This is a genomic window from Corynebacterium sp. UMB2355A (genome assembly GCF_033877495.1).
Taxonomy (GTDB): domain Bacteria; phylum Actinomycetota; class Actinomycetes; order Mycobacteriales; family Mycobacteriaceae; genus Corynebacterium; species Corynebacterium pseudogenitalium.
The window spans coordinates 572,617-586,863 of the sequence record NZ_CP138855.1 but is presented as its reverse complement, the minus strand read 5'-3'; the positions used below and the strand labels follow the sequence as shown (position 1 = coordinate 586,863).

Below are 14,247 nucleotides of genomic sequence, written 5' to 3'. Positions count from 1 at the left end.
GCGGCGTCGATGCGATTAAGCTACTAGACCCCGGGTATCGATAACGTGAGGGTGTTGAGAGATTTCATTTGCACTTAGGCGGAATTGATAGTGGTCAACCAAGACGACAAGAACGTCTGCCTGTTCTACGGTTTTTGCAAGGTCCGTGTGACGAATGTTCGCTAAACTCCTTAATTGCTGTGGCAATTGACTCAAGTTTGGTTCAACAACATCCACGTGTGTTTCTGGATGCTTCAATGCAATCTGCTGAGCAATCTGTAGAGCGGGGGATTCCCGGACGTCATCGATATCGGGTTTGAATGTAATTCCAAGTATGCCGATACGCGGATACTCAGATTTAGGTTCGATTTCTGCTAACGCAGTGTCAATCTTGGAAAGTACATAATCAGGTTTGGAATCGTTGACTAGCCTGCTTGTTTTGATCAGCTTGGCTTGATCTGGTGCAGAATGGACGATAAACCATGGGTCAACTGCGATGCAGTGGCCTCCGACGCCTGGACCCGGTTGGAGTACATTTACACGCGGGTGCCGATTTGCGAGGGAGATCAGCTCCCAAACATCGATATCCAGTTCATCGCAGATCAATGAAAGCTCATTTGCGAAAGCAATGTTGACATCTCGGAAAGCGTTCTCCGTGAGTTTCGCCATCTCTGCGGTGCGCGCGTCCGTGGTGAGCACATCGTTTCGGCAGAATCGTTCGTAGAGCTTCCTCGCGCGCTCTGAAGACGCCTGGTTGACGCCTCCCACGATTCGTGCGTTAGTTGTCATTTCTTCCATGATTTTGCCCGGGAGTACGCGCTCTGGTGCATGCGCAACATAGATGCTGCTCGTTTGATCAGGAGTCAGCGTAAAATCTGCGCGCTCAGAAACTAGAAGATCTGCCACTTTTTCGGTCAACCCGGGAGGGCTTGTCGACTCAAGAATGACAAGTTCATCACCCTGGAGTAGCGGAGCAATTGATTTTGCTGCATCGAAAACGTAGGAGGGATCGACCGACTTGTCTGAGGAGAGTGGAGTCGGGACAGAAATGATGTAGACATCTGCAGGCTTGAGCACTGTCCCCACGGACAAAGATTGAGACTCGACTACATTCTTGAGCAATTCGTCGAAACCGGGCTCAACAAAAGGGACCTCGCCTTTCGCGATTGCCGCTACCCGATCCGCGTTGATGTCGTACCCGAAGACCTGCAGGCCTGTGGATGCGAAAAACGCGGCAGTCGGGAGCCCGATATATCCGAGACCGATTACGGCAATGTCGAAGTGGTCGCGTCGATCAACGGTCATGGTGCTCCTCAGCTGGATTGTGGGGTGATGCCGTTGATAGTTTAGCGTGTTTGCCTGCCGAACCTACAAGAGGCTAGAACGATGAGTGAAGCTCTGGTGCCTGAGAATCGATTGTGAGGCTGAATAGGTCACCGAGAGCCTTCGCGGTCCGCTCAGCTGCGTGGCCGTCACCGTAAGGATTCACTGCGTTTCTCATAGCGGCATGGGCATCCGGGTTGTCGAGGAGTTCCGTGGCTTCCGAAATGATGGTGTCAGGGTCAGGGCCAATCATCTTCACAACGCCGGCTTCAATGGCCTCTGGGCGCTCCGTTGTGTCTCGGATTAGTAGTGCTGGTAGTCCGAGCGCTGGTGCCTCTTCCTGCACTCCGCCAGAATCGGTGATAATGAGGTCAGACTGCTTCATCAGGTGAATGAATTCGTCGTAGGGGAGTGGGCCGGTGGCCACCACATTTGGGAGATGTTCAACGCCCGGGAGGAGACGTTCCCGAATCCGAGGATTCAAATGCATGGGAACAAAGAACGCTGTGTCGCTGTAGCGCTCTGCCAGATTTCCGAGCGCGACTCCGATCTTGGCGAGCGAATCAAGATTTTCTCGTCTGTGAGAGGTGAAGATGACTCGGCGGTCGAAGTTACGAAGCGCATCTTCAACTGAGGTGTTAGTAAAGCGGCTTTCTTTTGTTGCAGTCTCAAGCAAAGCGTCAATAACGGTATTCCCGGTGACAACAATCGCGTCTTCCGAAATGCCCTCGGCGATGAGGTTGTTTTTCGCACGGTTCGTCGGAGTGAGGTGCAGCGATGCGATCGCGGAAATGATCTTGCGATTCGCTTCCTCCGGGAATGGGGAACTCAAGTCGAACGAGCGGAGTCCTGCCTCGACGTGAACGATCTTGGCTTCGCGGTTAAATCCTGCGATGGCAGCAGATGCCGCAGTTGAGGTATCTCCTTGAACGATGAGTGCATCAGGTTTGAACTCTTTCAAAACCTTATCGAGGCGCTTGAGAGCTCGCGACATAATCCGGTTCAGCGGTTGCTTTCTGTGCATCAAGCCGAGATCTATATCCGGCTGAAAACCGAAAAGCTCTGTCACTTGGGCGAGCATTTCGCGATGCTGCCCAGTGGAGACGACCAGCGTTTCAAACTCATCACGGGCGCGCAGTTCCTTAATGACCGGTGCAAGCTTGATGGCCTCCGGGCGTGTACCGTAGACAACCATGATCTTTGCAGGGGTCATCTGGATTCCTTATCTGGCTCTAGAAACTGCTGAATTTGCTGATACCTTAACTGTTTGATGGTAGCAACTGTAGGGGCCGTTTCAAATTGCTTTGAGCATGTTGTAATGTGTTTCCGGAACTGGTGCATTTCAGCCCTGTTCAAAGAAGGGGCTATAGCTCAGTCGGTTAGAGCCGCGGACTCATAATCCGCTGGTCGCGGGTTCGAGCCCCGCTGGCCCCACGTGTGCGCGTCGCTGTTTCCTAACTGTAGAGGGTAAAGTAGTGGCTCCTTGATGGACCAATTTCAAGGTATGGTGAGTTTTTTGGAGTCTCACAAAGTCTCTTCAGTGTAAGGGGTTGGCTCTTCGTACGCGGAAGAATTCGCTAGGTAATTGAGTGGGAACAAAGACTAGGGGTTTGTCAGCTAGCTGGCAAACCCCCGATGTCTATTCTGATTAGCAGATTAAGCTGACTTTCAAGCTGGCATATTCGTACTTTGCAATTCTATACGAGCCATTGGGGCTAAAATGTAGGAAATGGTATATTTAGCACCATGAAAAAAGTGGATGTGGCTAACTATGTCGCGCGGCTCGGTGGCGCCTTCGAAAAAGCTAAGTTTCCAGCTATTGTTGATCTTTCGCATAATGTTTATTCGGTGGTCGGCAAACTTGACCCCGCCCTAGGGGCGTTTAGGCAGGGAAATAGGCTGTATAAAGAGGGTGAATTTGATGCGGCCATTCCTTACCTGCAGACGGCTGTAGAGGGTGGATACTCAAACGTTGAAGCTCCACGACGGCTTGCCATTTCCTACTACGAAACTGAATCTCTTGACAAGGCACAAAAGGTCGTAGAGGCAGCTATGGCAGACAATCGTTATGCTGCTGCAGATAAGGATGCGCTCCGAACCATACTTGAAAAAATTCAGACTTCTTCTCTCGAGCCAGTAGCTTCCTCTCAGGGGGGAGGCGCCAAAGATGCGAAAAAAGAGAAAAATAAAGTGCTAAAACCTTGGCAAAAAGTTGAGGTTATGCAGCAGGAATATAAGGAAAAGTCGTCAAAGAGCTCTTGGGTATATAAGTTTGCTGATGCCCTGCAGAGTTGTGGTCGCATAGACGAGGCTGCGGAGCAGTTTGCAATCGCGTTCGAAAATTCCGGGAAGAGCTCATGGTATGCGTATCGGACTGGTCTGACCTATGAACTTGGTGGAGATAGGGATCGTGCGCATTATTATTACTCTAAAGCAATTGAATATGACTCTAAGTTCACTGCTGCTAAGTTTGGAATTGGACCGTTTCATATTGAAAAAGGCTATTTAGATCTGGCTGCTGTAGCTTATGCAGAGAATTTTCATAAGGCGAAGGATGCCGATGTTCGGCTAGAACTCGCGTTGCGAACGGCTCGAAGCTATGCACAACTGCTGGACGTGGAAAAGGCAGCGGAGTTCTATAATCAGGTTCTTGAATTGAAGCCGTTTGATTCTTCATTGATGCATGAATATTCCGACGTGTTGGAAATTGCGGGTCGTGTTGAAGAAGCGAGCGTGCTGGCCGAGACAGTGCTCTTTATGCATGATTCTGGAAAAGCATATGATCACGCTGCTTGGGTATTGGCACGTTTACTTGCCAAGCAAGGGAAATACGAAGAGGCTGCTCACTTTTTCCGGCAAGTGATTTGTTCCGAACCGAACGCGGAATTTGGAGATTCTTTGCTCGAATCTGATGAGCAAATTTCGGTTGACTCCGGTGTAGAGAGTTATCTGCAGCATGGTCTTGGCGTATACAAGCCATCAACTGTGGGGGATGCACTATTTGCCTTTGAACTAGCACAAAAGCTGGGAATGCCCGAAGAAGGTGAACGCTATCTAACCCTCATAAATCTGCAGAATCACACAGTTGACTCGCGCGTCCTTGAGCGGCTTGTTGAGAAGCTAATTAACGAACGTCGGTATGAAGAGGTCTGTTCATTGGCGTTGCAATCGGAAACGAATCATCCTCCCCGGGTATACCGTCAAAAACTGCCTCCGGCCGGATCGCATTCCAACAGGCTGCTGAAATATGCTGAATGGTGTGATTTGCCACTTCGGGATAATCTCGTCTTTTACGAGTCAAACTTGGGTCTATCCATTGACTGTAACCCCTACGCTATCTATCGGCGTCTACGGAAAGAAAAGGGGCGCGATCTGTTTCACGTCTGGGCGGTGGATGGCGAGGTGTCTATACCTTTAGACGTGCAGGCGGATCCGAATACGGTTGTTATCAAGAAGTCTTCTCTCGCGTATACCAAAATGCTTGCAACAGCCAAGTATGTTGTAAACAACTCCACGTTCCCGACTTACTTCATCCGCAGGGAAGGCCAAGTGTATTTGATGACGTGGCATGGAACGCCGTTAAAGACTCTTGGCAAAGATCAGCATGGTGCTGTGATGACTCACGGAAATATGGCTCGAAACTATCTGCAGGCTAGTCATATGATTTTCCCGAACGAGCATACCCGTCGGGTGATGATCGATCATGCTGATATTGGAGAGCTTGTCACTGGAAAAATCGAAATTACCGGCTACCCCAGAAATGACGTTTTAGTCAGAACCGCTGGCTCAACTGGCAATGTACAACCTATCGCATTGTTTGCGCCTACCTGGCGAGAATCCGATTCAATGGAAGCTCAAGCTAGCCATCTTGTGCGGGTCTGTGATGCGCTTCGCTCAGCTGGGTTCCGGCCTCTGCTTCGTGCGCATCACTATGTAGAAAAAGCCGCACGCGAGCTCGATAGTCAACTTGAGTTTGTTGACCGCGCAGTTTCCACGTATGACCTCCTTCCGGAAGTCGACCTACTCGTCACTGATTTCTCTTCCATATATTTTGATTTCGCTGTGACGAATAGGCCAATTGTCTTTTTTGTGCCGGATTGGGAGGACTATTCCAATGAGCGCGGAGTGTACTTTGACAAATCGCACTTGCCGGGAGCAGTTTGTGAGGACTACGATGAGCTTTTGGCCACCCTCGCATGCTATCCAGGGCTGCCATTGGCGAGTGAACAGTTTCTGCACGAGTTTGCTCCTATGGAAGACGGTAGCGCAACAGAGCGGACAATTGATCTCATTTTCGGGCAGGAGAAAGACAATCCCGATGTAACGATAAGTCTGAAGGCTGTTGAGCGGAGCCCGCAGATCTTGTTCAGGCAGAGCTTAATACCGAACGGCATGGCGTCTAGTTTTGAAAGCCTCTCGAAACAACTTGTGACACATGGTATTGGAGTTACAGTGTTGACTGCAGGTGAAGCTCTTCGATCTGATGAAAACCGTCAGCAGACCTTAAAAGTATTGCCTGCGGAAGCGAAGGTAATTGGCCGTGTCGGACCGATCGTAAAGTCTGCAATTGAGTATCATAATTCGATTATTGACAGGAACCGTACCAAGGAACGGTCCTTGCTTAGCGAAGAAACACATCGTTTGATGTTTGAACGCGAAGCAAATCGAATCATGCCTGGTTCTTCGTTCGATGCCTATATTGAATTTGATGGGTATTCAGAATTTATGGCAGATATTATGCTCGCTTTGGCAAATAACCGTGCTCTCACTGGACTATATCTGCACAGCGATATTGTTGCTGAGGCGAAAACCAGAATGCCTGAGCTCTATCGCATGATCGATATAGCAAATAAGTTTGACAAAGTGGTCTCCGTTTCTGAGCTGCTTATGAAGCTAAATAGTCTTAAGTATTTGCATGAGCGGGGTGTACAGATGGAAAATCCTGCCTACATTGAGAATTCCATCGTGGGAGACGAGATTGTCATGAAGTCTCATGCAGAAATGGAGATTGGACTGCCGGAGGGCTTTGTCGATGGGTATTACGTCCATGTCGGAAGATTTTCTCCCGAGAAGAACCAGCTCTTCCTCTTAGACGTCCTTGGAGAACTAGTTCAAAAAGGTTGTCCGGCGAAGTTAGTGTTTGTGGGAGATGGCCCAGAACGCAGTCGAATTGAAGAACGCGTAGAAGCTCTCGGTCTTTCGTCGCATGTGTTTTTCACAGGAATGGTTCAGAATCCGTACCCCTATATTGTGAATTCTAATGGTTTACTGTTGCCGTCTCTTCACGAAGGACAACCGATAGTGATCCTGGAAGCTGCTACCTTGGGAATTCCAGTGTTTGCATCGCAGATTGATGCAGTGAAAGGAATGCAACATTTAGTCGATATGAATGTTCTTCCTTTCGACGCGAAAGAATGGGCGGACTCTTTGCTGCTACCTCGCAGCTACGAGCGAGCGCGCTTCGATTATCATGCTTACGAAATGAGTGCTGTACAGCAATTTACTGATGTGTTCCTAGCATAAGAGCAGACCCCGAGGGTGGTCTCCCCTGTGCAGTATGTCGAGGTTCGAAGGATGTCGGCCGCCCGTAGAGTGCTCATCCGCTGCTTCTCGTGGTTTCAGCTACATGCGTGCATAGACATCTTTGGCGCTCTGCGCGCCGTGGAGCGCAAACACCGGCACGGGGAGGTCGGGGTGAGCACGCGTAAGCAGGGTTTCGAGGGCGCTGGTGTGCTCGCGGCGCTTGACTAGCACAAGGACATTGCTTCCATTGGCGGTGGCGCGGGAGATGGTCTCTGCGATGAGCGCGTTGCGGTCGCTATCGGCGGCGAGGGCATTGTCGAGGTCTGGCCAGTAGAGGTGGGGCTCGTCGTAGGTCAACTCTGTGGTCTGCACAACGTAATGTTTGGGGCCCGCATGCTCGAGTTCCATCGTGTGGCGGATAGGTCCGCAAATGAGAGGTAGGAGAGCGTCGAGGCCGTCGGAGCGGTACGGAGTCGCGGTCAGTCCGTTGATGAAACGGACGTTGAGGTCTGCAAGGACTCGGGTGAGGCCGGCGGAGCCGACGCGATGGCATTCGTCGATAATGATGTAGCCGTAGTTGGCGAGGAAGTCGGTGTGCGAGTCGGCTCGGCTGATCGACTGGGCCGTGACGATGTCGATGTCTCCGCTGAGTTTCTTGGAGTTGCCGCCGTATTGGCCGATGGTGGGGGCGTCGAGAAACTTAGTGAGTGCTTCGCGCCACTGCGTCGCGAGCTCTACGTTGGGAACGATGATTGCGGTCGGCACTTGGCGGTGTGCGATTAGCGCACAAGCCATCACGGTTTTGCCAGCGCCAGGAGGAGCGACGAGTATACCCGTAGGGTGTTTTCGCATGGCTGCGACTGCTTTGCGCTGCCTGGGGTGCAGCTTGCCGGTGAATTCGGCGTGCATGGTGTGCGGCTTTGGTGTTTTGCCACGGCGGGTCACGGTGTAACCAGTGGTTTTGAGAATTGTGATGGCGTCGTCGAGTGCGCCGCGATCCAGGGTGAGGGTGTTGTCGTGCTCGTCGAAGCGGATGATGAGGCGAGGTGTTTGGAACGTGGACAGGCGTTGGGCCTGGCGGATGTAGAACTGTGGGTTGGGGATCGCTCCGAGGTGGCGAAGTGCAGTGGCCGTGGTGCCGTCGACGCCTTTGAGCGAGATGTGCACTCGGGAATCGTGTGTGACAAGTACCTTGCCGGTTCGTTTGAGCGCTTTGAGCTCGGCCTTGGCCGGCGGCTGGGGGAGTTGGGTCTCCGGATCAGGCTGCAGGCGAGCAGCAATCTTTTTGAGCTGGGATTTGGACGCTTTGGCAGTGGATGCGAGCGTGGCGAATTGGTCGTCGGTGGGTACGAAGGAGGCGTCGACAAAGATGGTGCGGTGCTCGGCGCGATGTTGACCCGCGAGCGGGAGCGCAATGAGGTTGCCGAAGCCGCGGCGTTTGCCGGGCAGCGTGTCTTGGGAGGGAAAGAAGCGATCGAAGCTGGTGAAGAACTGTTTCGGACTGGCCTTGGCGAGCAGACCGGTTCCTACGGTACGCGCGAGGGCAGCCGGGACAGGCTCGCTGAAGAGATCCACACGTGAGCGCCAGTGCCGGAGTGGGAGAGTTCGATAAGCGGGTCGAGGCCGTACTCGCGACAGGTATTGGTGTACAGACGGGCGGCGGTGCGGAAGTCGGCGTCGTCGAAATCGCAGGCGAGGAGGAAGCAGGTGTCGCCCTTGCATAGTGGGTAGAGCCCAACGTGGAGGTTGTTGTCACGGCGGAGGTGCTGCTCGAGGACCTGCGGAGTGAGTGGCTTCAGGTTCGGATTGTTGCGGTCGTAGCGGCCGTAAGATGCTGGTGACCAGCCCTTCCTCTCGCCGTTGTGCCATGCGGTGGCGTACACGTCCTCGCGACCGCGGAAGTAGTCGGTGAACAGTCGCAGCTTTGTGTCGGGGGAGGAGGCGTTGGTGACTGTGGTGGTGTCGGTTCTGGGGCTTGTGCTGCTGTGGTAGGTGTGGACGGTGCCTTTTGGGGTTCGGTGAGGAATGCCTCGAAATCATCGGTGCCAAGGAGCTTCGCGAGCGCGTGCTCCAGGAGCTGCACGCGGGCCTCGAGGTCGTGCGTGTCTGGCATGGTCGGCTCCGGTTTTGTGGAGGGGAATCGATGAGGTCAGTGTAACTGGGGTGGGGCGGGTTGAGCGGCGGTATGCTGATTCGCAACGTGAAAGGAGGCGCTCAAGATGCGGTTGGAGCTACATCGAACGAACGATGCTGAGCTTTTGGAACGGAAACGCGACCTCGTGGCTCGTCTCGAGGAGCAGTTGGGAGATCATCAGCTCACCCCGGATTGGCTACGATTTCTTGCTGACTCGGGTTCCTTTACGCTGCAGGAGCGCGCTATTTACGATGAGTTCTGCCGCGTGAAGGTCCTGTTGCAGGAGGGGTAAGGTGTGCCGGGAAGAAGCGGCCTTCGCTTATATATCTGGAAATGGAAGCCAACCCCATGAACGAATTGGTAACCAGTTTTCGCAATTGAAGTTCCCTACATCGCGCAAAGTCCCCAGTTAGGCACTGAGTCGACGGTTAAGGCTCTCGGCATGCTCTCCCACTCGGCTGCTACCAATGAGCATCACGTTGAGGTCATGACAAAAGTCCCTGAACAGTTCGTAATTCTTTCGCTGGACAGTTGTAACCGGGGCCAAGGCGACCGCAGTGACCGAAAGGTGGTCCTTGCCAATCTCGAGGGGAGTGAGGAGTCGTTGTACTTAAGTTTGCCTCCTTCCTGGCGCAGCTTATCGATCTTCAGCGTCCACGCATCGATGTGCGACCGCGTTTTAGCAGGGTTATCTACTTGGAAATTGAAAGCCTGATTCAGTTCCAATACGGGGTCTTCTCGCACTACGGCGAGGTTGAGATCGAGCTCGCGCCTGGCAACGGAGACATCGGCATCCGGAACTGTGGCTTTTCCGAGTTCCGGGAACGAGCGGTACACAGTGCGGATTTTTCCGCTTCAACTGGCGGACTCCCGGTTTGACATCGCTTTGCGCTTGGCCGCCAATCAAAGTGTCAAAAAGCAACTGGGTTGCATCGGAAATGTTTGCTGCATCCATGCTTCGGACCTGGTCGACTCGGATTATGTTCATCCAATGGCTGCTGACAAAAGTTAAGTAGCCACGAAGTGAATAGCGATCCCCAAGGTAGAGAGGTTCTGTAGGAGCAGAAAGCTGTTCTAGCTCGTTTTTGAAGTTTTGTAGTGTCTGTTCGATCGCTCCTTGGCTCTCAGAATCAGTAAACGCGCGCTGCGTATCCTTGAACTTGAACCGCGGTTCTCCCGTGCGAGGGTCAAGCACGACTACGCCCACACCGATGGTGGTGATTCCCATCGGCTGGGGACTGCTCGAACCGTCCAGTAGTCGAATTGCATGTCAAATTCCTTCGTGAGCAGCTGCGGATGATTGTCGGAAGTGGCTGCTGGTCAGCGGGTTTTGCCCACTACTCACAAGCGATGCCGTCGCCGTCGCGGTCGAGCTTCCTGCTGTAGCCAGGTTGGCCTTCATAGATTGGCGCTGCACCGGCTGCACGCGCTTCAGAACAGTTGGCGTAGTAAACACGCGCTGGCGCCGGGGCAGGCGCCGCTGGCACTGGCTGCTCGATTACGGGCTCGGGCGCGGGAGCTTGTGAAGGTTCTTCGGCCGGAATGTCTGCAAATTTGGCGATGCTAGCCGTGGTCTCCTCGGTTGTCATACTGCTCGGGGAAGAGCTGCTGTGAGTAGAGCTGGTCGTCGAGGTGTGCGTTGTAGTGGTTGCGGCTGAGGTGGATTCACTCACTGCGGAAGTAGTTGTCAGTGCAGCCCTCGTTGGCGTGGGCTCCGTATCGGGGGTGGCTTCGAGTTCGGGGGAGAGACTACCACCGGCAATAAACAGCACCAGTGCTGTCAGCCAAACCAAAGGCCACCTGCGGTTCACCGGGGTGAACTGTGGTGCATCGCCCATGCTGTTGAGGACCAACGAATCGCGCTGGGGATCGAGTAGCTTGCGCAGCTGCTCCTGATTCGCGACGGCTTCTTGCGTCTCGTTGTAGTGCTTTTTATCTTGGGCCTCGCACCACAACCACCAGGCGCCCGGCACAATGAATGCTGCGGCGAACAGGAAACCACCAATTTCGCCCGAAAACAACAAGATGATGCCGAGCGCTATCGCGATCCAAGCGAACACTGTTTTGGTTTTCGAAGAAGACCGTTGCGATTGTGGCTGGGTGGTGTAACTCATGGCTGACCTCTCGATTTAAAGCACAGGGATACAGCCAGGATAAGCGAATAGCCCGGGGATGCGGAAACCTCGGGCTATTCGCTTGCTCCTCCAACTGGGCTCGAACCAGTGACCCTTCGATTAACAGTCGAATGCTCTGCCAACTGAGCTATGGAGGAATACGCACTAGGTGCGAAAGACACTCTAGCGTATGTTACAGAACAATGGAAATCTGCAGCTTGCGTATCTGGGAACTGCCGTAAAGGTGGGTGAATGGGCGTCGAAAAGTGGGAAGAAGCTGTAGCGTGGGGCCATGGCTACGACATATCGAGTACAAAATCCGGCGACGAATGAGATCGTCGCAACGTTTGAGCAGACCACCGACCAAGAGCTGCAGGACACCCTCCAGCGCGCCGACGCTGCGTACAAGACATGGAGTGCCCTCAGCTACGAGGAACGCGCCGCGTACCTGCGCAAAGTCGCCCAGCTTTTCGACGAGCGCCGCGACACCCTCGTGAAAATTATCGCCGAGGAGATGGGTAAGGCCATCGACCAAGGCGACGGGGAAGTCAGCGAGTGCGTGGAAATCTGCAACTACTACGCAGACCACGGCGCTGAGTTCGGCGCGGACGAACCACTGCCGCACGACGGTGGGGACATCGTGATTCGTAAGGTGCCGCTCGGCGTGATCGTCGGCGTGATGCCGTGGAACTTCCCGTACTACCAAGTCGCGCGCTTCGCGGCGCCGACGCTGATGGCGGGCAACACCATCATCCTCAAGCACGCGTCCATCTGCCCGCGCTCCGCCGAAGCTATCCAGCAGATCTTCGACGACGCCGGCGTACCCGAAGGCGTCTTCAACTACCGGCGCATCAGCCACAGCCAGATCGAAGACCTGCTCGCGGACCCACGCGTGCAAGGCGTATCGCTCACAGGTTCCGAGGGGGCAGGCAAGGCCGTCGCGAAGGCCGCGGGTGCAAACCTGAAGAAGGCCCTGCTGGAACTCGGCGGTACCGACGCCTACATCGTCCTCGACACCGATGACGTTGATCGCGAAGTGCGTACCGCGCTGAAGAAGCGCATGGGCAACGTCGGCCAGGCGTGCACCTCCAACAAGCGGATCATCGTCATGGACGACATCTACGACGAGTTCGTTTCCAAGATGGTGGACGCCGTGTCCGCGCTTCGCCAGGGCGACCCGTTCTCCCCGGAGCGCGGCTGCTACTACCCGCTGTCCTCCCGCGAAGCCGCCGAAACGCTGCGTGACCAAGTCGCTGCAGCCGTCGACGCCGGCGCCACCCTCCACTGCGGAGGCGAACTCACCGGGGAAGGTGCCTACTTCACCCCGGCCGTCATCACCGACATCCCAGTCGGTTCCGACTCTTACTACGAGGAGTTCTTCGGGCCCGTCGTGGAGATCTACAAGGTGTCCTCCGATGAGGAAGCCGTGGAGCTGGCCAACAACTCCCGCTACGGACTCGGCGGCGCGGTGTTCTCCACCGATGAGGAGCGCGCGAAGAAGGTGGCCAACCAGGTTGTCACGGGCATGATCCACGTCAACATCCCGCAGGCTCGCGGTGCGGGGCTGCCGTTCGGCGGCGTGAAGAACTCCGGCTTCGGTCGCGAGCTCGGGCCGCTCGGGATGGACGAGTTTGTGAACAAGCAGCGCTACTTCGTGGCGAAGTAGCGCTGGGGGGGACGGGGGTCTCGCGGGAATAGTCGGGATTTTGTGAACAGAATTGCGTCTGCTGTGAGCGGGGTTAACCTCTCTTCAGCGGGCGCACTTCTACGTTGATGCCGACGGGACCAGCCACGGACTCGATCTCCACGGTGCGTGGCCCCTCACCGAGGAAGTCGAGGGAGGAGAGCGTCTCCGTGGCGTCCGCGGTGAACAGCTCGATGGAGCCACGGTCCAGGTAGATGTCCAGGGCATCGCCCGGGACCCACGGCATGGATCGGTAGCCGCTGCCGGCACCGTTGCCTCGCGCGAGCACCAAATGGATGCGCTCGGCAAGGGTGTCGAACACGATGTGGGCGCAGCGGGCGTTGTCACGAATGAGGTGGAGGACCACCTGCTCGCAGGTGTTAGTCTGCAGCGGGACGGGCTGCTCCAGGTCGGGGGTGACGCGCAGCCATGCCTCCTCGAGCGGGGCAAGGGTGGTTGTTTCGCCTGCTTGGAGGGCGGCGTTGTGCGTTTCGGCAGGGTCGAAGAGCTCGGCGATTTCCGGGGCGGGCGCGCAGTGGAGTGTGAGGGCGTCGCTAAGAGAAAGCTCCCGTGGGAGGCTGAGCTGCCCGGACCAGCCGTCCTCGCGCGAGGCGAGCGGGTGAGCGAACTCGCCCATCCAGCCGAACGCCAGGCGGCGGTTGTTGGGGGCGGCGAAGGACTGGGTGGCGTAGAAGTGGTGGCCCCAGTCGAGAAGCCGGAAGTCGGTTTCGGGCACGAACTGCGCGCCGGGCTCCCACGAGCCCACGACGTAGCCGACATTGTGGCCGTTGCGCAGGCTGTACCCAGAGCGGATCGGGGTGCGCACCATCGGGCCGTAGATGAGCACCCACTTGCCGTCGAGGAAGAAGAAATCAGGGCACTCGATCATGAAGACGTTCGGGTCTGGGTCGATGAAGAGGGAGCCTGCCTCGGACCAGTTGTAGAGGTCCTCGGAGGTGTAGAGCAGTACGTGGCCGCGGCCGTCGACTTCTGCGCCGATGGTCATGTACCAGCGGCCGTCGTGGGAGAACACTTTCGGGTCGCGCGCGTCCGCCTTGACGGGCGGGACCACGGCGCCGTGCTTCTCAAAGTGGACGCCGTCAGTAGAGGTGGCCAGCATCTGGGTCTGGAACTTGCCGTCTTTATCATCGACGCCGTTGACCCAACGGTTGCCCGTATAAAACGCATACAGCGTGCCATCGTGGACGACAGCGGAACCGGACCAGATGCCGTCGGCGTCATCGGATCCGGGATCACCCGGCGCTAGAGCGATAGGCTCTTCGCGCCACTCGAGCAGGTCCGCGGAGGAAGCGTGGCCCCAGTGCATCGGGCCCCACGCTGGGCTGTACGGGTGATGCTGGTAGAAAGCGTGGAACCGGCCGTCGAAAAAGCAGAGGCCATTCGGGTCATTTATCCAGCCACCAGGGGCCGCGACGTGGAACGAGGGGTACCAGCGGTCGTTGGTGTGACGGAGGGGTTGCATGATGAAA

At 55.4% G+C, this 14,247-nt stretch carries 10 protein-coding genes and 2 tRNA genes; 5 read left to right on the top strand and 7 right to left on the bottom strand.

The genetic code is table 11. The annotated features are described in order from the left end of the window. Positions 1–15 precede the first annotated feature (15 nt). Both wecC and wecB read right to left on the bottom strand, forming a co-directional pair. The gene (wecC, locus tag R0V12_RS02855) at positions 16–1,284 is read right to left on the bottom strand and encodes a UDP-N-acetyl-D-mannosamine dehydrogenase (protein ID WP_320072792.1); all 1,269 of its coding nucleotides are present in this window, start codon (positions 1,282–1,284) and stop codon (positions 16–18) included. Between the two features lie 73 nt (positions 1,285–1,357). Beyond that, positions 1,358–2,515 carry a non-hydrolyzing UDP-N-acetylglucosamine 2-epimerase gene (gene wecB, locus R0V12_RS02850; protein ID WP_320072791.1) on the bottom strand — a complete coding sequence of 386 codons (1,158 nt, stop codon included), beginning with the start codon at positions 2,513–2,515 and terminating at the stop codon, positions 1,358–1,360. A gap of 147 nt (positions 2,516–2,662) precedes the next feature. Between wecB and R0V12_RS02845 the strand changes: the two genes are divergently transcribed. Continuing rightward, a tRNA-Ile gene (locus tag R0V12_RS02845) sits at positions 2,663–2,736 on the top strand. A gap of 312 nt (positions 2,737–3,048) precedes the next feature. After that, complete coding sequence (locus R0V12_RS02840; protein ID WP_320072790.1) at positions 3,049–6,825, top strand: CDP-glycerol glycerophosphotransferase family protein; 3,777 nt, start codon at positions 3,049–3,051, stop codon at positions 6,823–6,825. A 99-nt stretch (positions 6,826–6,924) separates the two neighbouring features. Here R0V12_RS02840 and R0V12_RS02835 read toward each other — a convergent pair whose 3' ends face one another. Together R0V12_RS02835 and R0V12_RS02830 are read right to left on the bottom strand one after the other, a co-directional pair. Further along, positions 6,925–8,400, bottom strand: coding sequence for a TOTE conflict system archaeo-eukaryotic primase domain-containing protein (locus tag R0V12_RS02835; RefSeq protein ID WP_320072789.1), 1,476 nt, complete (start codon positions 8,398–8,400; stop codon positions 6,925–6,927). Beyond that, entirely contained in the window at positions 8,352–8,708 is a 357-nt protein-coding gene (locus R0V12_RS02830) for a TOTE conflict system archaeo-eukaryotic primase domain-containing protein (RefSeq protein ID WP_320072788.1), read from the bottom strand. The genes R0V12_RS02835 and R0V12_RS02830 overlap by 49 nt, the downstream gene beginning before the upstream one ends. A gap of 336 nt (positions 8,709–9,044) precedes the next feature. Here R0V12_RS02830 and R0V12_RS02825 point away from each other — a divergent pair, with 336 nt between their 5' ends. Further along, positions 9,045–9,251: a hypothetical protein gene (locus R0V12_RS02825; RefSeq protein WP_320072787.1), complete on the top strand. Its 207-nt coding sequence runs from the start codon at positions 9,045–9,047 to the stop codon at positions 9,249–9,251. A gap of 404 nt (positions 9,252–9,655) precedes the next feature. Beyond that, a complete protein-coding gene (locus R0V12_RS02820) occupies positions 9,656–9,838 on the top strand; it encodes a hypothetical protein (RefSeq protein ID WP_320072786.1) in 183 nt (60 codons plus the stop codon). A 458-nt stretch (positions 9,839–10,296) separates the two neighbouring features. Here the strand turns inward: R0V12_RS02820 and R0V12_RS02815 are convergent, their stop codons facing one another. Next, positions 10,297–11,073, bottom strand: a complete 777-nt coding sequence (locus tag R0V12_RS02815) for an excalibur calcium-binding domain-containing protein (protein ID WP_320072785.1) — start codon at positions 11,071–11,073, stop codon at positions 10,297–10,299. Between the two features lie 85 nt (positions 11,074–11,158). Beyond that, positions 11,159–11,231, bottom strand: a tRNA-Asn gene (locus tag R0V12_RS02810). Between the two features lie 134 nt (positions 11,232–11,365). Here R0V12_RS02810 and R0V12_RS02805 point away from each other — a divergent pair. After that, positions 11,366–12,739 (top strand): NAD-dependent succinate-semialdehyde dehydrogenase, encoded by a 1,374-nt coding sequence (locus tag R0V12_RS02805; RefSeq protein WP_320072784.1) that lies wholly within the window; start codon positions 11,366–11,368, stop codon positions 12,737–12,739. A 73-nt stretch (positions 12,740–12,812) separates the two neighbouring features. Here R0V12_RS02805 and R0V12_RS02800 read toward each other — a convergent pair whose 3' ends face one another. Continuing rightward, positions 12,813–14,240, bottom strand: coding sequence for a glycoside hydrolase family 32 protein (locus R0V12_RS02800; RefSeq protein WP_320072783.1), 1,428 nt, complete (start codon positions 14,238–14,240; stop codon positions 12,813–12,815). Positions 14,241–14,247 lie beyond the last annotated feature (7 nt).